Below are 20112 nucleotides of genomic sequence, written 5' to 3'. Positions count from 1 at the left end.
TGCCCATTTTTTGTTCTATTAAGCACAAGATAAAAAAACTTTAAAAAAATAACTTTTCTGATAATACACGATATTTACGCACTTTTCAATGTATTATCTTGTCATGATTAAAAAATTTTTTTGTATTTTCTTGTTTTTTTCTTCACAAGTGTCAAAATATGGGATATAATGGATATGTGAGAAAATAGTCCGAGTCGGAATATTTTCCCAAAAAATATGTAATTCAAGGGGGTATATTATGAAAAAATCAGATACGCAGGAGATACTCAACCTATCCGAGGACATAAATACTATAAATCAGGATAATTATCCGGATAAGTATCCCGCGCATTGGCACAATCACATAGAAATTCTACTGGGATATGGCGAGGGAGATGGTCATAATCAGATAAATATTCACGGAACGACCTATTCTCTAAACAAAGGAGATTTGCTATTCATCTGGCCCGGAGACCTGCACGAAATCGTGGCGAATCCGAACAAAGAGATTATCGCACTCCAGGTTTATCCAGGTCTTATAACAGAACAAAAGGACTTCTCATCCCGATATAATCACATGAAGGATATACACTATATCTCCCACAACATGAGCAATACATCCGAGCACTGTTCGCGCATGATAAGTTATATCATGGAAATATTCAATTATGCCCGAGTTGGCAACGAGTTTAGTTCTATCTATAAAACCATCTCGCTTTTCAATTTCTTTATTAGCTTTTCCATGCTTCTAAAGAACAATTATTGGAGTATGCCAACTCAAACAAATAATTTCTCCAAGCAAACAATCGATGCGATAAACGATGCAGTGCGATATATAGCTGATAATTGCAAGCGAGATATCTCGCTCAACGAAGTGGCAGACTACTGTGGATTTAGTCCCAGCTACTTCTCAAAAACATTCAAAAAAGTAACTAACTACAAATATATCGATTACTTGAATCTGCAGCGAGTTAAGCTCGCAGGGCAACTTCTGGCGGATTTTGATAATTCCATCACAGATATCGCCTTTTCATCGGGATTCAAAAGCTTGTCCAGTTTCAATAGAGTTTTCAGAGAACTCAAGGGATGCACCCCAAGAGATTATAGGAAATTACATACGTAATGGGGCTGTCGCACTAAGACAGTCTAAAAACAGGAAGAGTCCAACCTACTCGAGACGCAATGCATGCGCATTGAAGTCTCTCTCTGGTTGACCTCTTCCTGTTTTATTATACTTATCTAGTGCTGACATTCCTCCAAAAAAATAATTGTCTTACAAGCAAAGCTTGTAAGACCAGCAATATGCGTTTATTGTCTTACGAACGACGTGAGTAAGACATTAGCAGGATATGCAATTTAGAAGTATCTGACAAAAGGTGCTGCCAATGTTCTTGCAGAAAGTACTGAGGGGGAAGATGGGGAGCGTGTAACGGGAGATTAGGGTGTAAGTACGGCAAAAAAAGAATAATATGAAAATCTAGCCGTACCGAGAGGAAAGAGGTGGAAGCGTGTACCAGGGAATTGGAGCGTGAGTACGGCAAAAAAAGAATAATATGAAAATCTAGCCGTACCGAGAGGAAAGAGGTGGAAGCGTGTACCAGGGGGTTGGGGCGTGGGTACGGCAAAAAACAAGAAATATTAGATTCTAGCCGTAATTTGCACACAAAACAGAGGACGGGATCCACGAGAAAAAAGTCAAGTACGGCAAAAAAACAAGAAATAAGAGAATCTAGCCGTAATCCGCATCTAAAACAGAAGACGAGAAAAAGAAAAGTACGGAAAAAAAGCAAGAAAAAAGAAATCTATCCGTACGTTTCCCCCCAGAGCAAGACAAGTATAGAAGAACGTACCGAGAAGAAAAAGGAGCTGAACACTAACAATTTTTTAATTGTTAGTGCGACAGCCCCCCAGCAGTATGCGTTTATTGTCTTACGAACGACGTGAGTAAGACCAGCAATATGCGTTTCCTTATTGTCTTACTCTTCTATTGTAAAATCAATTGTTCTGAGTGCAAGATTAACATCTGCCACGCGAATCGTGACGCTCTGGCCAAGGTTGTACTCCTTACCGGAATATTTTCCCACAACTCTGTACTCATTTTCAATGCAAGAATATACATCATCGCGAAGATCAGATAGTCTAATCATTCCCTCCACAGTATTTTCCAACTCCACGTAGATTCCCCAAGATGTAATGCCGCTAATCTTACCTTCAAAAGTCTCACCGATTCTTCCAAGCATATACTCAGCTTTCTTAAGCTTAATCACCTCTCGCTCTGCTTCCTCTGCACGGCGTTCCAGACGGCTTGACTCGCTGGCAACATTTTCTAGGATTTTTTCATAGTGTTTGAACCTCTTGTCAGCCATGGATGTTCCTATGTTCTCCTTCAGAATCCTGTGAATCTGCAAATCCGGATATCTCCTGATCGGCGATGTAAAATGACAATAATATTTCATGGCAAGCCCAAAGTGGCCATCACAATTTACTGAGTACTCCGCTCCCTTCATAGATCGAAGAGCAAGTCTATCCAGAAATCCTCTGTGCTCCGACCCCTCAAGCGATTCCAAAAACTTCTGCAGCGTCTTGGAGTAAATCTTGTCATCCGCTATTCGAAGCTTATATGAAAACTTTGCTGCTATATTGCTAAGTTCCTTGATTTTCTCAAGATCCGGCTCCGCGTGTACTCTGTAAACAAATGGGATTTCACGCCAGAAGGACTCCTCTGCAACAGCCTGATTTGCCGCCAACATAAATTCCTCGATAATATCATTGGCCTCATTCTTGGGATAAGGTATTATATCAATTGTTTTTCCTCTATCATCTAATATCACCTTGGATTCAGTGCTATCAAATTCTATAGAACCCTGCTTGATTCGCCTTTTTTTCAGCATTCTGGCCAGCTGTTGCATGTCAAAAAACATCTGCACAAAGCCGCCGTATTGCTTCTTATACTCAGGCGGAACATTTTCCTGGTTTTCCGCTCCTATAATATCACCTACGACAGAATAACTCATTCTATGATCCACGTTTATGATACACTCTTCTATCTTGCTGGAGAGCATCTTGCCATCTTTATCAAACTTCATCAAGCAGCTGAGAGTGAACCTGTCAACACCTGCATTTAGAGAACAAATTCCGTTAGACAATTTCTCCGGCAGCATCGGGATTACTCTGTCTGCAAGATAGACACTTGTCCCCCTCTTTAGCGCCTCCTTGTCGATTTGGGAGCCCTCTTTTACATAATATGTCACATCGGCTATGTGAACTCCCAGCTCAAATCCGTCCTCCGTTTTCACAAGAGTTATGGCATCATCCAGATCCTTAGCGTCCTCGCCATCTATGGTCACCGTCATATAGGAGCGATAATCTGTCCTCCCCGCCATGCCCTTTTCGTCTATAGAATCAGGAACCTCATGGGTCTGTCTCACCACTTCATCAGGAAAATCTTCCGGAATTCCATAGCTCCTAACCACAGATAGAATATCCACACCGGGTTTCCCGGGCTTCCCCAAGACCTCTACTATTTCTCCCTCGGGATGCTTGTTCCCATCTCCAAAATCAGTCACTCGAAGCACGACTTTCTCGCCATTTCTGGCTCCCATGGTCTTCGATTTGGGAATATAGAAATCAGTCATCAGCTTGTCTCTGTCCGGAATTACGAATCCAAAGTTTTGATTTTTTTCAAATACACCAACTACAGTTTCATTGGCTCTCTCCACAACTTCTACAATCTTTCCCTCGGCTTTGCTCTTATTGTTGCGCTTGCTTTTGAAAATCTGAACTCTGACAGTATCGCCATCCAACGCACTCCCTATGTACTTCTCCGGTATATATATATCTTCATCACGGCCCTCAAGGCCCACAAAACCGAAGCCCCTAGCGGTTCCCATAAATGTTCCGATGTGTTTTTTCTCCGCAATAGGAAGGTATCTCCCCTTAGAATCCATGGAAATCTTACCTTGTCTCTCCAAATCATCTAGGATATCGTGGAGCTGCCCCCTCTCGTTTTTGGGCACGCAAAAAAATGCAGCCAACTCTCTCGCCCGCATCGGTCTGTAATCTTTGTCTTTTATGAATTCATATAATATGTCACTGCGATCTTTCGCCATTATCATTCTCCTATTTCCAAAAAAAACCCCTGACTCTAATTAGAAGTCAGAGGTTATACTTTCTAAATTATTGTCATTGACTATGCCATATACTTGCACAATACCAATGATCCAATGATATACAATGCACCGAGAACGGTTGTAATTCTTACAAGCTTTCCTTCTGCGGAACGTCCCTTGTTCTTGCTCCAATATGTGTCAGCTGAACCTGTCACAGCTCCGAGACCAGAAGACTTTCCTTCCTGCATCAATACAACAATAACAATTGCAATTGAAACAACAATGTAAGCAACCTCAATGATTGTCTTTACCATAGTACTCATGTCTTGTTTTCCTCCTAATCTAATATTATCGATTATCTAATTATTTCCTCTTCTTCATCAATGAAGCAGGAACCTTGATTCCATCATTTTCTGAACTTGCTGCGCTTGGACGGCTAATGCCGATTCCGTTGCCGCTTGGTCTAGAAGCACCTACTGATGGAGCTGGTGATGAGCTAGCAGGACTTGGTGCTACGCTTGAAGTAGCAGGGCGATGTGTAGGTGCACTCGCAGTCTCTGTTCTCATGCTTGAACCAAATGTTGGTGCTGTTCTATTGGCAGATCCACCACTGAGGAATGATGGTCTCTCATACTGCTTTGGACGAGCCACATTGATATTGGATGGTGAACTAAAGTCAAGTGTAGGTGCCTGTGCTCTTCCCATAGAAGGCTTAAACACATTTCCTCTCTTAACCTGCTCTGTCTCCTTGATACCTGTGGCAACAACAGTAACAACAACCTCTTCTGATTCCTCGCCTTCGATTCTGGCACCGAAGATGATATTGGCATCTTCGCCGAGACGATCTCCAACATATGTGATTGCATCGTTAACCTCAAGCATACCAAGATCTCCGGAAATACCAATAATAACATCAGTAGCTCCGTCAATACTAGTCTCAAGCAATGGACTTGAGATAGCAGCCTGAACCGCATCGATACACTTATTCTCTCCACGTCCGCTTCCAACGCCGATATGTGCAATACCCTTATCGCGCATAACTGTCTCAACATCGGCAAAGTCGAGGTTGATAAGAGCTGGAAGGTTAATCAAATCCGTGATTCCCTGTACTGACTGCTGAAGAATTGAGTCGGCCATAGCAAATGCATCATCCATTCTTGTATGTCTGTCGCAATTTGCGAGCAACTTGTCATTCTGAACAACAATCAATGTATCAATATTCTTCTTAATCTCATCTATTCCGGCATCTGCATTCTTCTTTCTAGTCATTCCCTCAAATGTAAATGGTCTTGTAACGACACCTACTGTAAGAGCTCCACACTCTTTGGAAATTCTTGCAATAACAGGAGCTGCTCCTGTACCTGTTCCACCACCCATTCCACAAGTGATGAATACCATATCATAATCCTGAACAAGTTTTTCAATCTCTTCATGATTCTCTTCTGCTGCTTTTGCTCCAACTTCAGGCTTTGCACCTGCACCCAATCCCTTAGTAAGTTTCTCACCAATCTGGATATTCTCTGGGGCTTTGCAACGCTGCAAATGCTGCTTGTCTGTGTTAATGCATACAAAATCTACACCCTGCACACCTTCATCGACCATACGATTGACAGCATTATTGCCTGCTCCACCTACTCCTACAACCAAAATCTTTGCGGCATACTGTGATCCCGCATTGCTTACTTCAATACTCACGATAAATCCTCCTTGGTAATATATATCGCATAATTGCACACCTTTTATAGATACATTATAGTAGAATTATTCAATAATAATTTATGCATATATACTATATAATACTTTTTTTTTACAAAAATATCAAGTCAATTTTATAATTTTTTTTATTTTGACTGATTTTTATTCTTTCTTCTAAGGCTCACATCGTCATTATACTTGTAATTTGTCATGTCAATCGAGCCACTGAGTTTGTTTTTCTCGATTTTCTTCAAAATCTCAGAGAGAGCAGAAATCTGCGTGTCATAGTCATCTTTCTTGCCGAGCTTAATATCCGTCTCCCCGCAATATAGTGTTGCATTGTCCATGGAATCAAACTCCACTCTGTCCCAATGAACGTCATATGCCTCAAAAAGCTCTGCCAGGTTCATAATCTGTCCCAGCTGACTGGCATTTTTCATCTGAACCTTCTCATATAGTGAAAATGTTGTCTCCGCCTCAGTCTCAAAAACCGGTATTCCCTCTTCCTCTACATCTGAACTTCTGAGAACAATCCCCGCTCTGTCAAAGTATATATACTGAGACATATATCTTATACCAGCCACAATCTTTTTCTCATTCAACGTAATCTTAATCGTACCACGGTCGGGAAATGTCATCTCGTAACTGTCCACATACGGAAGCTTTGGTGAGAGACCCAAGAGAAATCTCATTCTGGCTGTCAGAACATTTTTCTCTATCACTGAATTACATACTTCCTTGGCAACTACCTCGTCTGAAAAGAATGTATTGCCCTCAACCTGGATTGTTTTTACCTCAAACAGAAATCCCAAAATAAGTATTACCACCGCAAGGGAACCCACTGTAATGAGAATCGTCTTTAATTTTCGACTCATACCGATCCCCTCCTATTCTACAAATACTCGGCGTCTGGATATTCCCAAAACAATTCCTATCTCCGCCATCAATATAGATACACTGGTTCCTCCATAGCTTATAAACGGAAGCGGCACACCTGTTGACGGCATACTGTTGGTCACAACCGCTACATTCATCAGAACCTGAACTGCAATATGGATAAATACTCCTGCGCAGATTAATCCACTGAACATATCAGGAGCAGTTACAGCCGTATTGTATATTCTCCAAAGAAGAATAATAAACATGAACAATACCACTGCAGCACCGATTATTCCAAGTTCCTCGCAGACAACTGCAAAGATCATATCATTATAAGGCTCCGGAATATTGTGGAGCTTTTGGATTCCATTGCCGATTCCGGCTCCCTTTAATCCACCTGATGCCACTGCATAGAGACCTTGCAAAATCTGAAAACCGCTTTGGCTTGGCTTAAGTCCATTGCCTATTGCAATCCAGTCCTTAACTCTCTGTCCTCTAAATCCCGTGGCCATCTTGGTTAGTACCACTACAACTCCTGTGGCACCCAAAAGTGTCAGGCCTATCCACATGGATTTCTTCTTTGCTGCGATTATGCACATGCCCATTACTATCACGCAAAGCACGATAGCCGTACTAACATTTTCAAGGGCAACAAGAATAATAGGTGGGCCTGAAATAAAGCCGACATAAAGGAGCTTGTGCCTCTCATATGGCCATCTGTACTTACTTTGCCAGAACGTGGCAAGCATGAGAATCAGCGCGATTTTAGTGAACTCTGACGGCTGAATTGTGATCAATCCTCCGATTGAAAGCCATCTCTTCGCACCATTTACCTCCATTCCCACAAAGAGTACCATCGTCTGCATAATAAGCGTTATAAAATAATAAATCGTAACAACTCTAAATTTGAACTTATGAAGAAAAAACTTATAATTCAGAGTAGTTGTAACAAGCATCAAGCCGATACCCATCACTATACCAAGCCCTTGCTTTTTTAAAAAATATAGCGGATCGTTGCCATATCTTCTGGAATTTTGTGTAATATATGAACTTGAGCTAAATATCATCAGCAATCCAAAGACAATAAGGCATACGACAACAAGCAAAAGACTGTAATCAAAAGTACTGTCCTTTACTCTTGTCTTCACTTTATCGCCCAATCTACTTGATCTGATATTTTCAGCCAAATCAATCACCTCTGTTTTCTTACTAATTCCTTAAAGATATTTCCCCTCTGCTCATATGAATCAAACATATCCCAACTAGCACATGCTGGGGAAAGTAGTACCGCATCGCCACTTACAGCGATTTCCTCGGCTCTGGCTACTGCGTCCTCAAGACTGTCTACAAATTCATAATCTGTAAATCCGAGCTTCTTGGCGGTCTCAGCGATTCGCTCTCTCGTCTCACCCATAAGCAAAAGTTTCTTGACCTTTCCATCAAAACTCTCAATCCAAGCATCAAACTCACCGCCCTTGTCATATCCTCCTCCTATGAGTACCGTTGGACGATCCATGGACTGAATACCCTTGATTGCGGCATCCGGATTGGTTCCCTTGGAGTCATTGTAGTAATCTACACCATCTACAGTTTCCACAAATTCAACTCTGTGTTCAACCGGAGAAAAATTCTTCACAACTTCCACCGCCAAGTCCATAGGCACGCCAAGCTTCTTTACTATCAACAGCGCAGCCATGATATTCTCAGCATTGTGATCGCCGGGGAGCTTTGTATCTCTCTGATCTAAGAGTCTCTTCTTGGTAATTCCATCTACTATGAATCCCTCTTCGTCCTTGTACATGCCCTTCTCAATCACTCTGGAGCTGCTGAAAAACTGGATTTTAGTAATAATCTTTGACAAGTTTTTACGGAGCAATTCATCCTCATAATTGATTACACACAGATCCTTAGGTCCTTGATTGCTGGCCACGGATAATTTGGCTGCAATATAGTTTTCCATGGTCTTGTGTCTGTTCAAATGGTCCGGTGTTATATTGAGAATTGCACTAACTTTAGGCTTAAATGTCTTCATAGTTTCAAGCTGGAAACTACTGATTTCCGCCACTGTAATTGAATCCTCAGATGTCTTCAAAACCTCTTTGGTATAAGGATTTCCGATATTTCCAACCACATAGGTCTTAGGATTATAGGCCTTGCAAATCTCTCCAACGAGAGTTGTTGTAGTGGTTTTTCCATTGGTTCCGGTTATCGCAACAACTGTTCCCTTCTCCCACAAATATGCAAGTTCAATCTCTCCGATAATTTCCGTGCCATTTTCCCTCAGAAAATCGGCAATAGGTATATCGAGTGGAACTCCGGGACTAAATACTGCAATCTCGAATTTCTTGAAAATATTCCTATCAAAATCACCGAGGTATACATCCACATCATCTACTTTTACCTCTAGCGACTCATTTCCGTCATACAAAGATATATCAGCGCCCATCTCCTTGAGCAATTCATATGCTGCATATCCGCTTTTTCCAAGTCCTACAACGAGGACTTTCTTTCCCTTTAAATCCATAATAATACTACTCCTTGATATTATCTATCTCATCTATTTTAAGGCAATTAAGCCCAAAATGCAAAGAATAACTGTAATAATTGTAAACATGGAAACAACCTGTGTCTCCTTAAATCCACTCAACTCGAAGTGGTGGTGAATTGGTGCCATCTTAAATATTCTCTTGCCGTGGGTCAACTTAAAGTATCCAACCTGCAAAATAACTGACAACACCTCTATCAAATATATCATACCTACTATCACAATGAAAAGAGGCAATTTTAACATAATTGCAATACCTGCTACATATCCACCCAATGCAAGTGATCCTGTGTCACCCATAAATACCTTGGCGGGATGCGTATTATAGAGCAAAAATCCCATCAATGCACCCATAACAGCACCATTAATCGGAGCAATCTCCGGCCAAAGCTTCATAGAAGCCACTAAGAAAAATCCTGCCACTATAATTGTCACGCTTGATGCAAGTCCATCAAGTCCATCTGTGAAGTTAGTTCCATTAACTGTTCCCAGAACAACGAATAAAACAAATATTATGAAAAGCCATGTTGGCATAGTAATCATCATACCGTCTGTGAAAGGAATTCTAATTTCAGATCCAAGATCGGCAACTTTATAATAATATACTATAAATGCCAATGTGACAATAAGCTGTCCGAACATTTTCTGCATTGGCTTAAAGCCCTCAGACTGCTTCTTAACCACTTTCAAGTAATCATCTATAAAACCGATTATTCCAAATCCGACTGTCATAAAAGCCACAGGAATAATTGCAGGATATTTCCATGCAAAGACAATACTCGTCAGCACGATTCCCGCCAGGAAGATGATTCCTCCCATAGTCGGGGTTCCGGCCTTCTTTAGATGTGATTCCGGTCCGTCATCTCGCACGAACTGTCCAAACTTGAGCTTTACCAAGAAAGGTATCACCATTGGGGCTATAATTGCAGTCAAGCCAAAAGAAAGTACTATTGGCATCCATATTGAAAAATCGATCATTATTGTTTCCTCCAGTTTTTATATTTATATTCTATATTAGCATATTATTCATCGCCACTCTGATTAGCTTCGTCCTGATTATCGTTATCGCCACTTTGATTGACTTCGTCCTGTTTGGTATCTTCAGGAGCACTTGTCTCCTTAGGTCCAACCTTGTCAGATGCGTAAAGTCCTATAAACGGAAGAATCTTCTTCATAATCTTCGATGCAAATTCCGTAGCATATGTACTATGAGCCTGATCCTCCACATGAGGCCTATCTATAATTACATAGATAACTGCTTCCGGTTTGTCAGCTGGGACACATCCCAAGAACGAAACAAGATACTTTCCTCTTACAGTTCCATGTCTGTCATGCATCTGGGCTGTACCGGTCTTACCTCCAACCTCATAGCCAACTACACCTGCCGGTTTTGCCGTTCCAACTTCCACTGTTGACTTGAGATATTTTCTAAGTTTTCTGCTTGTGGACTCGGAAACAGTCTTTCTGATAAGCTCTGCCTCCCTGCCTTCAACCTTGACGCCGCTCTCGTTCTGAATTTCCTTTACAACATGTGGTTGGTAATAGTTTCCACCATTAACCACAGAAGAAAAAGCAGCTGCCATCTGCACCATAGTCACAGTCTGTGTCTGACCAAAACTACTTGTAGCCAACTCCACCGGTCCAAACCTCTCTAGGCTGTGGCAGTATCCGGATGCCTCTCCAGGCACATCCACACCGGTCATCTCTCCAAAGCCAAAGATGTTGGTATACTTGTGGAACTTCTTAACTCCAAGTTTTTGTACAATCTGCATCATAGCGCAGTTACAAGATTCATTCAAACTCTTTTCAAGGGAGACAACTCCATGACCGCTTCTGTTAGCACAGTGAATCTGTTGATTGGCAATGGTCATTGATCCCGGGCAATTATAGTAATTCGAAGGGCTGCATGCTCCCTCTTCCAGCCCAGCCGCTACAGTAAATGGCTTAAATGTCGATCCCGGCTCATAAGACGTGGATACGCAGTAGTTTTGCCACATCCTCATAATCGCAGCAGATTTTTCTTTCTTTTTCATCTTGGAGAGTTCCTCCTTGGAATAAGTCATCTCCATATTCTGCGGATTATTGAGATCGAATTTATTCTGAGATGCCATGGCAAGAATCTCTCCATTATTGGGATTCATCACCATTACAGCAATATTCTCTGCGCCGAGACTCTTGTTCTTCTTCTGAATCATATCTTCTATAACGCGTTGAACATTGGCATCTATTGTCAACACAACAGAGTTTCCATTGGTCGCCTTTTTCACCGTTTGCTGATAATTCATGTCGGCATCAAAGTAACCATACTCTCTTCCCGTTGTACCTGTTAATTGACTATTACAAGATCCTTCTATTCCATATGTTCCACTGTCTTCAGCCGAAGTGAAACCAACAATATTGCAGGCGATTGTATCCAAAGGATACTGTCTTACAAATGTCTCTTCAAACCAAACTCCCGGGATATTGTCCGACTCACCCATTGACTCCTTGAATAGCTCCACCTTGTCCGTCGGAATATTTTTGAGAGAATCAATCTTTTGATACATTGAATCCGGATACTTGGTCATAACTGCCTCAAGCTCCGTGACATCCGCTCCAAAAATCATGGCAATTTTGTTAAATACCATCGTCTTGTGCTCCGGATCCTCCCCCAAGGTTCTAGGTTCCAAAACAAGATTAAATTTTCTGATACTCTGAGCCAATATGGTTCCGTTGCGATCCATGATGGCTCCTCGCCTATAATTGAGAACTTTGTTGTAATAAGATTGCTGCGAAAGAACTTGCTTCTTATAATCATCTCCGTGAACACGATTAATATAGATAATTCTGGCAACCATACCGATTGATGCCAATAAAAACACAACAAGGCCAACAAAAAGGGAAATCTTCATCCCTCTCGTCAGCTTCATTCTAGTCACACTTTTCTTTCTTCTATATCTTCTATCCATACGGTAATCCCTATCCATGTTATATGAACCCTTCTATCACATATTTATCCATACACTCAATTTTCCCACCCTGAGCCATGCTACAAGGTGGGAAAATTCTAATGCTTATTGATATTATCTATTATGGACTTTGACCTTGGTGCTCTTCTTGCTCTCATAGCTCATGATCTGTTCGCTACTTGCATTCTGCATTCCGAGCTCCTTGGTCGCTTTCTTGTATACTGCTCCTAAATCCACAGAATCTTCCAAGTTCTGTGCCGCGTTAGAATTCTCCTTTTCTAATTCTATCACTTCACTCTGTAGGTTTGCAACACTTTCTGCCTTAATTGTTTCATTTGTTTTCATATTTATTGTACAAAATATCAGAGAAGCAGCAGCTGCAATGGTGAAAACCACAACAATAACGGCAATCGGATCGATCTTTCTCTTAATAATTGGACGGGTAGATGGCCTCTTCCCTGGCTCATACTCACGCCGTCTTTCTGGCACTGCTTGATTATTAACCAATCTTCTGGCCGTGCTTCCATCAACATATATAGTTGTGTTTCTCGCCATACTCAACTTCCTCCTTAGCTTTTTCCAATCCATACTCAACTTTTTTCAAAAATCCTCAACTTCGCACTTTTTGACCTAGGATTAACTTCCATCTCCTCGTCGCTCGGCAAAATCGGTTTTCTGGTAACCACTTTGCCAAGAGGTCTCTTCCCACACACGCATACCGGAAAATCAGGTGGACATGTACAAGGGTTTTCCCATGTCCTAAACTGTTTTTTAACAATCCTGTCCTCAAGGGAGTGAAATGTTATGATACAAAGTCTGCCTCCGGGATTTAACGCCGATACCATATCATCAAGAGAATTCTGAAGAACTTCCAATTCTCTGTTAAGTTCTATTCTTATCGCCTGAAATGTGCGTTTTGCAGGATGCCCTTTGGAGTTTCTCGCCTTAGCCGGCATAGAATTCTTGATAATCTCCACCAACTCAAAAGTTGTCTCTATAGGGCTCTGCTCTCTTGCCTTTACAATATTTCTTGCAATATTCTTCGCAAAACGCTCTTCGCCATAGGTCTTTATGACTTCATATAATGTACGCTCATCGTAAGTATTTACAATAGTGCGGGCAGTTAGCTGCTGGTCTTGGTCCATTCTCATATCGAGTGGCGCATCCATTCGATACGAAAAACCTCTGTCACTGGTATCAAGTTGATACGAAGACACGCCCAGATCCAGCAGAATCCCGTCCACTCCGTCAATCCCAAGGTCGGTTAGGACTGACTTGATATATGTATAATTACTTTTCACAATGCGCGTTTTACCGCCAAATTCACTTAGTCTCTCTGTGGACTTTGCAATTGCCGTTGCATCTTGGTCGATACCAACAAATGTTCCGCGGTCCGACAATTTCTTGCATACCTCGTACGCATGACCGGCACCTCCGAGTGTACCATCGACGTATATTCCGTCTTCTTTGATTGCCAATCCCTCTATGCACTCATCCAAGAGTACTGATACATGATTGAATTCCATCGTTCATCGTCTCCTCTACAAAGAAATGCCCAATTCTGAAAGATCTTCGATAGCCTCATCGATGTCACTTCCATTTTCAGCACATTCTCTCTCCCAAGCATCCTTACTCCATATTTCAAACTTGGTCATCATGCCGACAAACACAACCTCTTTCTCCATTGAGGCAAATTCTCTCAACATATTAGGAATCAGCACACGTCCCTGCTTATCAATATCGCACTCAGCAGCTCCTGCCATAAAGTATCTCTTGGTTCTACGACCATTTTTATTATTAGGCAGCTGATTAAGCTCTACCAGGAACTTATTCCACTCTTCTGTGGGGAAACCATAAAGACATCCATCAACACCTTTGGTCACAACAAAAGAATCTCCCAACTCAGCTCTAAGCTTCGCAGGAACGATTACGCGACCCTTTGTATCAAAACTGTGTTGATATGTACTCATGAACATAATACATTTACCCCACTTCAATCCACATTGTTACTATAATCTACCACATTCCCCCACCTCACAATATAAATTTTATAATAACTCGCGAAGAAATGCAAGTGTTTTTTTTCAAAAAAACGGGGCAAAAATCCCCATTTTACTAGGTTCTACAATGTGCGTACAACCACATCTAGGACAAAATAAGCACAAAAAAAACACAAAGCACAATATCTTGTGCTTTGCATTTCGTTCACGCATATTGCAAAAAAATTATTTTTGTTTATTCACCACATCGCTCCACCCTTTTTATTCAGTCTCCACCGGAAGCTTTTTCCTGCTAAAAATCACCCACATAACTATGCCGGCAACAATCAATACCCCCGATAAAACCTGGGATACAGCAATTCCTGTGGATCCAATCTGAAGTTGATCAGTTCGAAGTCCCTCAATCCACACTCTGCCGAGAGCATAACCAATTAAGTATAGCAAGAAAATCTGACCGTGGAATTTTTTTCTCTTGGTAAATACCAGTAGTAGTATCAGTACCCCTAGATTCCACAATGATTCATACAAAAAGGTGGGATGAACTTGAAAATAACTCACTCCATCTACAGTTTCCATATGTTGGCGCATCAAGTCTGTAACAGTATCCGTGTTAACTTGGTCATATCTCAGACGCATCGCAAGGATATTATCCGTATACTCTCCAAAGGCTTCCCTATTAAAGAAGTTTCCGAATCTTCCGATAATCTGACCTAATATCAAGCCAACAACACCGGTATCCAGCAAAAGTTTAAGATTATACTTCTTCACTTTAGAAAATATAATCGCCGTGATTATTGCCCCTATAACGCCTCCGTATATGGCTAAACCACCTTGTCTGACATTAAAAATATCAATAATATTGTCCTTGTAACTATCCCAGCTGAATACCACATAGTATACTCTCGCTCCTATCAGCGAGACTATAATGGCAATCATAGCAAAATCCGTATACAACTCCGGATTCTGATTTGTTCTCTTGGCCACGCGAGTTGCTATTGCAAGTCCTGCAATCATCCCCAGGGCAATTATTATACCGTAAAATGCGATGTGAAACCCAAAGATTTCAAACCCCTTGGGAAGATTACTTATAGTAATTCCAAGATGTGGAAATGAAATGTCGCCCATAATGCTCCTCTCTTACACATTGAAAAGGAATTCGATTACATCTCCGTCCTTAACTACATATTCCTTACCCTCAGAACGAACAAGTCCCTTCTCCTTAGCACCGCTCTTACCACCATTGGCAACAATATCATCATATGAAACAACCTCAGCTCGGATAAATCCTCGCTCGAAGTCCGTATGAATCTTTCCTGCCGCCTGTGGAGCCTTGGTTCCATTGGTAATTGTCCACGCCTTCGTCTCCATCTCACCTGTTGTGAGATAACTTATAAGACCAAGGAGTTTATAACTAGCTCTGATAAGCTTCTCAAGACCCGACTCTGACAATCCCAAGTCGTCGAGGAACATTTTCTTCTCTTCATCATCAAGCTCTGCAATCTCCTGCTCGATCTGAGCGCAGATTACAAATACTTCTGATTTTTCTGCCTCTGCAAATTCTCTGACCTTGGCAACCTGTGCATTGTTTACTCCATCGTCTGCAAGATCATCTTCTGCCACGTTGGCAGCATATATAACCGGCTTCGCAGTGAGCAGATTATACTCACTAAACCAACCTTCTTCGTCTTCATTGTTTAACTCAAAGTTCTTGGCAAGATGTTCCTCCTCGAGGAATGTCTTCAATCTCTCTATAAACTGAACTTCGCCAAGTGCCTTCTTATCTGACTTCGCAGCCTTAACTGCCTTGGCATGTCTTCTATCTAAGATTTCGATATCAGAGAAAATCAACTCGAGATTAATTGTCTCGATATCGCGAAGTGGATCAATACTTCCGTCTACATGGACAATATTGCTGTCCTCAAAGCATCTAACTACGTGGACTATGGCATCAACCTCACGAATATTGGAGAGAAACTGATTTCCTAGTCCCTCACCTTTAGAAGCCCCCTTAACAAGTCCTGCAATATCTACGAACTCGATTACTGCGGGCACGATTTTACCAGAATTATGCATTTTGGCCAAGACATCCAGTCTCTCATCTGGCACAGGCACAACTCCCACATTGGGATCAATTGTACAGAACGGATAGTTAGCTGACTCCGCTCCGGCCTTGGTCAACGAATTAAATAGTGTACTTTTACCTACATTTGGCAATCCTACGATTCCTAGTTTCATTATGTCATCTCCTTAGATTATTCTTTTATCTTTTATTAATTATACTCTTAAAGCTATCCATATTTGCCACTATGTCGCCTTTGAATATCTTGGTTCCGGCAACTATGACATTGGCGCCTGAATCGAGAACCTCATCTAGGTTGTCAACACCAACTCCACCATCTACCTCAATATCAACTTCATGGCCAATCTCTTCTGCATAACTTCTAATAGTTTTTATCTTTTCGAACATTTCTTTTCTCATTTTCTGTCCACCAAATCCAGGCTCTACTGTCATAACGAGAATCATGTCCACTTTTTCCATATATGGCAAAACGACACTCACGTCTGTCATAGGCTTAATAGCTATTCCAACTTTTTTGTTAAAGCTTTTAATCTCATCAATTGTCGCATCCAAATCGTCACATGCTTCATAATGAACAGTAAGTCCATCAGCTCCCGCCTCCACAAAATCCCTTATATATCTAATAGGGTCATGAACCATCAAATGGACATCAAAAAAAGTATCTACGCATTTTCTAATTCCTTCAACTACCGTTATTCCAAAGGAAATATTGGGAACAAACATCCCATCCATAATATCAATATGAATATAATCTGCTCCTGCTCTCTTTACAGCCTCCAACTCTTCACCAAGTTTTGAAATGTCCGCCGCCAATATCGACGGTGCTAGCTTGTATGTCATATAATTACCTCTTGCCTTCCTTATAGACTTTTTTTCTAAATACCACATAGACTATTTATATCTGTTCTTTTCCCATTCCTTAAGCTCATCAAAAATCTGCATATAGTTGTTATACCTCACTTCTGATATAGCTCCTTTACTTAGCATCTCTTTGACCTTGCAATTCGGCTCATGGGTGTGAGTACATCCAAGAAATCTGCACTCACCAATGTACTCGGAGAATTCTTCATAATATCCAGCCAACTCCTCCTTGTCGATTTCCGGAACCTTTAAGGAACTGAAACCGGGAGTGTCAAAAAGATATGTATTTCCTCCGACAAAAAACAACTCAGAGTGTCTTGTAGTATGCTTTCCTCGCCCTATTTTTTCGCTTATATCGCCTGTATTAGAAATATTCCTTGAAAATATTCCGTTGATAATACTAGATTTTCCTACACCTGATGGTCCGGCAACAACCGTAGTCTTATCTTCAAGGATCTCCCTTATATTCTCTATTCCGATGCCATTTTTGGCACTGGCATATATAATCTTCTTTCCGCTTTTCCCGTAGATGGCAGCAATCTCATCCTTGTATTTCTCGCTAACCAAATCTTCTTTGTTAAAGCATATCACTGTCGGAACATTTTCCTGGTCCATCCAAAGAAGAAACCTGTCCAGAAGGTTAAAGTTTGGCTTTGGATTTTCCATTGCAAATATTATCATGGCCTGATCCACATTGGCGACTTCCGGCCTGATCAACCTATTGGTTCGTGGGAGAATCTCTTCGATGTTGCCAAGCTTTTTTTCGTAGTCTACAATATTTATCTTTACATTGTCTCCCACGAGTGGCTTTTCCTTCTTCTTGCGAAAAACGCCCTTGGCCTTGCATTCATAGATATCTTCGATTCCGTCTTTCGAGGTATTGATGTAATAGAAACCACCTACACCTTTGACTATCTTACCCTTAATCATCAGTTGGCAACCTTCTTAAAGCTTATTGAATACGAGGCAACATTCTCGCCATCCTTGTAAACAACAATCTTACCTGTATTGGCATTAGCTCCCTCCACATCACTGATTGTATATGGGAAACTGTTGTAGCTAAGAGTTGCTTTTCTTACTACCTTATCCGATGCACCGGACTGTGTGAGCACAAACTCAAACTTAGCAGATGGATCCGTCTCATATTCAAATGGATTATCGATAGTCACGCTACCTACATATGAGTAAGTGGTCTCTTCACCAAGACTGATTGTAACATCCACTTGGGTTCCCTCTTCCACCTGTTTTCCGGAAGCTACACTCTGAACACAAACGCGGTTCTTAGGAGTAGTCGATGAGTAATTCTGAGACTCGCTTCCATAGACAAGACCTGCTGCCTTCAAAGCCGCCTTAGCTTTACTCCTTCTCATTCCTACGATATTTGGAACGGTTGTAACCTTAACCTCTTCGCCCTTACTTGCAAAGAGAGTGATTGTTGCACCCTTATTCACTTTCTTTCCTGCTGCAGGCTTTGTATATGCCACTCTTCCGACAGGAACGCTACTGTATACGTCGTCTCCCTGCTTTACAGTAAATCCCTTCTGTTGAAGGTCATTCATAGCATCTCCCACAGTGCTTCTAGATACATCCGGCACACTAATCTGCTCAACGCCTGTACTAATCACAAGCTCTACAGAATCACCCGGCTTTACAATTGATCCTGCTGCCGGATTAGTTCTTATGACATTATCCTTCTCAACAGTATCAGACGCCTCTTCCACGAGCGTATACTTGAGTTCCATATTGCCAAGTTCTACAACTACCTTGTCCTTTAACTCATTCGAAAAGTCCGGAAGGGCCTCTCCTTGCTGCTGTGCCGCCTGAGTTGGAGTCGCAGAAGTCGCAGGATCTTGTGGTGTCGCCGGTGAGCTTCCGCCCCAAAGTCCTATAAATAGTCCGAGAATATATATCACAATTCCGCCGATAACCAGTGCTGCTGCGATACTTCCCCCGACAACTGCGCGGTTTAGCATCTTCTGGTTGTCATCCACATCTTCCGGCTCATTTTCAGCAACCTTAACCGGACTTCCAATATTGTTTCTAGAAGCCTCACGAATGGTCTTAACTTCTTCTCTTGACATATACTTAGTAGCTTCATCGTCGTATAAGCCACCGATAATGCCGTATTCTCCGGATGGATCTTGCATAAACATCTTTAAATCTGCGATGAGATCTGCTGCAGACAAGTATCTAAGTTCCGGCTTTTTCTGCATACACTTGGCAACGATATTACTTAGTCCCCTAGGGATTGTAGCATCGATAGCTGCAAGCGGCGCCACATCCTCCTGAACATGGGCCAATGCAATAGCTACTGCAGTTTCTCCGTTGAATGGAAGTGTTCCGCTGAGCATCTCATACATTGTAACACCCAGTGAATAGATATCGCTCTTCTCATCGCTATATCCACCTCTCGCCTGCTCCGGAGATATGTAGTGTACTGACCCCATAGCATTAGCTGTAATTGTATTGGAACTTGCCGACTTAGCTATACCAAAATCGGTAACTTTTGCTGTTCCATCCCTCGCAATCAAAATATTCTGAGGCTTTATATCTCTGTGAATTATATTATTTCTATGGGCTGCATCAAGTCCGTTGGCAATCTGAAGTGCGATTCCAACTGCCTCCTTGATGGTGAGCTTTCCCTTCTCTTCTATGTACTTTTTCAAGGTGATTCCGTCAATCAACTCCATGACGAAATAGTACATCCCTCTCTCCTCGCCTACATCAAAAATGCTGACTACATTGGGATGAGATAACACGGCAACGGCCTGTGCTTCGCCCTTGAATTTTGTGACAAATTTAGTGTCCTCGCTGTAGTCATTTTTGAGGATTTTGATTGCCACATATCTATTAAGCCTATGACATTTGGCTTTGTAAACATCTGCCATACCGCCACTTCCGACTTTTTCCAAAATCTCATAGCGATCTGCAATAATGGTTCCTGCTTCTATCAACACGGTTTCCTCCTTAATTTCGCTTCCTTAACTATTCCATAATAAGAAATAACCTGTAATAT

17 protein-coding genes are annotated in these 20112 nt (G+C 41.6%); 1 reads left to right on the top strand and 16 read right to left on the bottom strand.

From position 1 onward, the window contains the following. Positions 1-238 precede the first annotated feature (238 nt). A complete protein-coding gene (locus tag L877_RS13335) occupies positions 239-1102 on the top strand; it encodes an AraC family transcriptional regulator (protein WP_051437645.1) in 864 nt (287 codons plus the stop codon). Between the two features lie 853 nt (positions 1103-1955). On the opposite strand, the gene rnr is transcribed toward L877_RS13335, so the two are convergent. From rnr to pknB, 16 genes are all read right to left on the bottom strand, one after another. Beyond that, entirely contained in the window at positions 1956-4088 is a 2133-nt protein-coding gene (gene rnr / locus L877_RS0103215) for a ribonuclease R (RefSeq protein WP_026834865.1), read from the bottom strand. An 80-nt stretch (positions 4089-4168) separates the two neighbouring features. Then, positions 4169-4411 (bottom strand): preprotein translocase subunit SecG, encoded by a 243-nt coding sequence (gene secG, locus L877_RS0103210; protein WP_026834864.1) that lies wholly within the window; start codon positions 4409-4411, stop codon positions 4169-4171. Positions 4412-4451: 40 nt separating this feature from the next. Beyond that, positions 4452-5783: a cell division protein FtsZ gene (gene ftsZ / locus L877_RS0103205; protein WP_423219297.1), complete on the bottom strand. Its 1332-nt coding sequence runs from the start codon at positions 5781-5783 to the stop codon at positions 4452-4454. A gap of 146 nt (positions 5784-5929) precedes the next feature. Continuing rightward, positions 5930-6658: a cell division protein FtsQ/DivIB gene (locus L877_RS0103200; protein WP_026834862.1), complete on the bottom strand. Its 729-nt coding sequence runs from the start codon at positions 6656-6658 to the stop codon at positions 5930-5932. A 12-nt stretch (positions 6659-6670) separates the two neighbouring features. Continuing rightward, entirely contained in the window at positions 6671-7858 is a 1188-nt protein-coding gene (locus L877_RS0103195) for an FtsW/RodA/SpoVE family cell cycle protein (protein WP_084554748.1), read from the bottom strand. After that, the gene (murD, locus tag L877_RS0103190; protein WP_026834860.1) at positions 7855-9186 is read right to left on the bottom strand and encodes a UDP-N-acetylmuramoyl-L-alanine--D-glutamate ligase; all 1332 of its coding nucleotides are present in this window, start codon (positions 9184-9186) and stop codon (positions 7855-7857) included. Before murD ends, L877_RS0103195 begins: the two co-directional genes overlap by 4 nt. A 33-nt stretch (positions 9187-9219) precedes the next feature. Further along, positions 9220-10185, bottom strand: a complete 966-nt coding sequence (gene mraY, locus L877_RS0103185; RefSeq protein WP_026834859.1) for a phospho-N-acetylmuramoyl-pentapeptide-transferase — start codon at positions 10183-10185, stop codon at positions 9220-9222. A 44-nt stretch (positions 10186-10229) separates the two neighbouring features. After that, complete coding sequence (locus L877_RS11955) at positions 10230-12155, bottom strand: peptidoglycan D,D-transpeptidase FtsI family protein (protein WP_207637222.1); 1926 nt, start codon at positions 12153-12155, stop codon at positions 10230-10232. Between the two features lie 114 nt (positions 12156-12269). Further along, positions 12270-12710 carry a hypothetical protein gene (locus tag L877_RS0103175; RefSeq protein ID WP_026834858.1) on the bottom strand — a complete coding sequence of 147 codons (441 nt, stop codon included), beginning with the start codon at positions 12708-12710 and terminating at the stop codon, positions 12270-12272. Positions 12711-12745: 35 nt separating this feature from the next. Further along, positions 12746-13681, bottom strand: a complete 936-nt coding sequence (gene rsmH, locus L877_RS0103170) for a 16S rRNA (cytosine(1402)-N(4))-methyltransferase RsmH (RefSeq protein ID WP_026834857.1) — start codon at positions 13679-13681, stop codon at positions 12746-12748. A 15-nt stretch (positions 13682-13696) separates the two neighbouring features. Then, positions 13697-14125, bottom strand: a complete 429-nt coding sequence (mraZ, locus tag L877_RS0103165; RefSeq protein WP_341349122.1) for a division/cell wall cluster transcriptional repressor MraZ — start codon at positions 14123-14125, stop codon at positions 13697-13699. A gap of 291 nt (positions 14126-14416) precedes the next feature. Next, on the bottom strand, positions 14417-15280 hold the full coding sequence (gene lgt / locus L877_RS0103160; protein ID WP_034784968.1) for a prolipoprotein diacylglyceryl transferase: 864 nt from the start codon (positions 15278-15280) through the stop codon (positions 14417-14419). Positions 15281-15292: 12 nt separating this feature from the next. Then, a complete protein-coding gene (gene ychF / locus L877_RS0103155) occupies positions 15293-16390 on the bottom strand; it encodes a redox-regulated ATPase YchF (protein WP_026834854.1) in 1098 nt (365 codons plus the stop codon). A 25-nt stretch (positions 16391-16415) separates the two neighbouring features. After that, positions 16416-17075, bottom strand: coding sequence for a ribulose-phosphate 3-epimerase (gene rpe / locus L877_RS0103150; protein ID WP_026834853.1), 660 nt, complete (start codon positions 17073-17075; stop codon positions 16416-16418). A gap of 51 nt (positions 17076-17126) precedes the next feature. After that, entirely contained in the window at positions 17127-18026 is a 900-nt protein-coding gene (rsgA, locus tag L877_RS0103145) for a ribosome small subunit-dependent GTPase A (protein ID WP_341349121.1), read from the bottom strand. Then, on the bottom strand, positions 18026-20053 hold the full coding sequence (gene pknB, locus L877_RS11950; protein WP_051437643.1) for a Stk1 family PASTA domain-containing Ser/Thr kinase: 2028 nt from the start codon (positions 20051-20053) through the stop codon (positions 18026-18028). Before pknB ends, rsgA begins: the two co-directional genes overlap by 1 nt. Positions 20054-20112 lie beyond the last annotated feature (59 nt).

It is taken from the genome of Eubacterium xylanophilum ATCC 35991 (assembly GCF_000518685.1).
GTDB lineage: Bacteria > Bacillota > Clostridia > Lachnospirales > Lachnospiraceae > Eubacterium_F > Eubacterium_F xylanophilum.
Note: the sequence above shows the minus strand (reverse complement) of the source record. Positions and strands in the feature narration are given on the sequence as shown.

Excerpts from the sequence above, each read along its gene's own strand:
- L877_RS13335 (WP_051437645.1), top strand. The coding sequence starts at position 239 with ATGAAAAAATCAGATACGCAGGAGATACTCAACCTATCCGAGGACATA.
- rnr (WP_026834865.1), bottom strand. The coding sequence starts at position 4,088 with ATGGCGAAAGATCGCAGTGACATATTATATGAATTCATAAAAGACAAA.
- secG (WP_026834864.1), bottom strand. The coding sequence starts at position 4,411 with ATGAGTACTATGGTAAAGACAATCATTGAGGTTGCTTACATTGTTGTT.
- L877_RS0103200 (WP_026834862.1), bottom strand. The coding sequence starts at position 6,658 with ATGAGTCGAAAATTAAAGACGATTCTCATTACAGTGGGTTCCCTTGCG.
- murD (WP_026834860.1), bottom strand. The coding sequence starts at position 9,186 with ATGGATTTAAAGGGAAAGAAAGTCCTCGTTGTAGGACTTGGAAAAAGC.
- mraY (WP_026834859.1), bottom strand. The coding sequence starts at position 10,185 with ATGATCGATTTTTCAATATGGATGCCAATAGTACTTTCTTTTGGCTTG.
- L877_RS11955 (WP_207637222.1), bottom strand. The coding sequence starts at position 12,155 with ATGGATAGAAGATATAGAAGAAAGAAAAGTGTGACTAGAATGAAGCTG.
- L877_RS0103175 (WP_026834858.1), bottom strand. The coding sequence starts at position 12,710 with ATGGCGAGAAACACAACTATATATGTTGATGGAAGCACGGCCAGAAGA.
- rsmH (WP_026834857.1), bottom strand. The coding sequence starts at position 13,681 with ATGGAATTCAATCATGTATCAGTACTCTTGGATGAGTGCATAGAGGGA.
- mraZ (WP_341349122.1), bottom strand. The coding sequence starts at position 14,125 with ATGAGTACATATCAACACAGTTTTGATACAAAGGGTCGCGTAATCGTT.
- lgt (WP_034784968.1), bottom strand. The coding sequence starts at position 15,280 with ATGGGCGACATTTCATTTCCACATCTTGGAATTACTATAAGTAATCTT.
- ychF (WP_026834854.1), bottom strand. The coding sequence starts at position 16,390 with ATGAAACTAGGAATCGTAGGATTGCCAAATGTAGGTAAAAGTACACTA.
- rpe (WP_026834853.1), bottom strand. The coding sequence starts at position 17,075 with ATGACATACAAGCTAGCACCGTCGATATTGGCGGCGGACATTTCAAAA.
- rsgA (WP_341349121.1), bottom strand. The coding sequence starts at position 18,026 with ATGATTAAGGGTAAGATAGTCAAAGGTGTAGGTGGTTTCTATTACATC.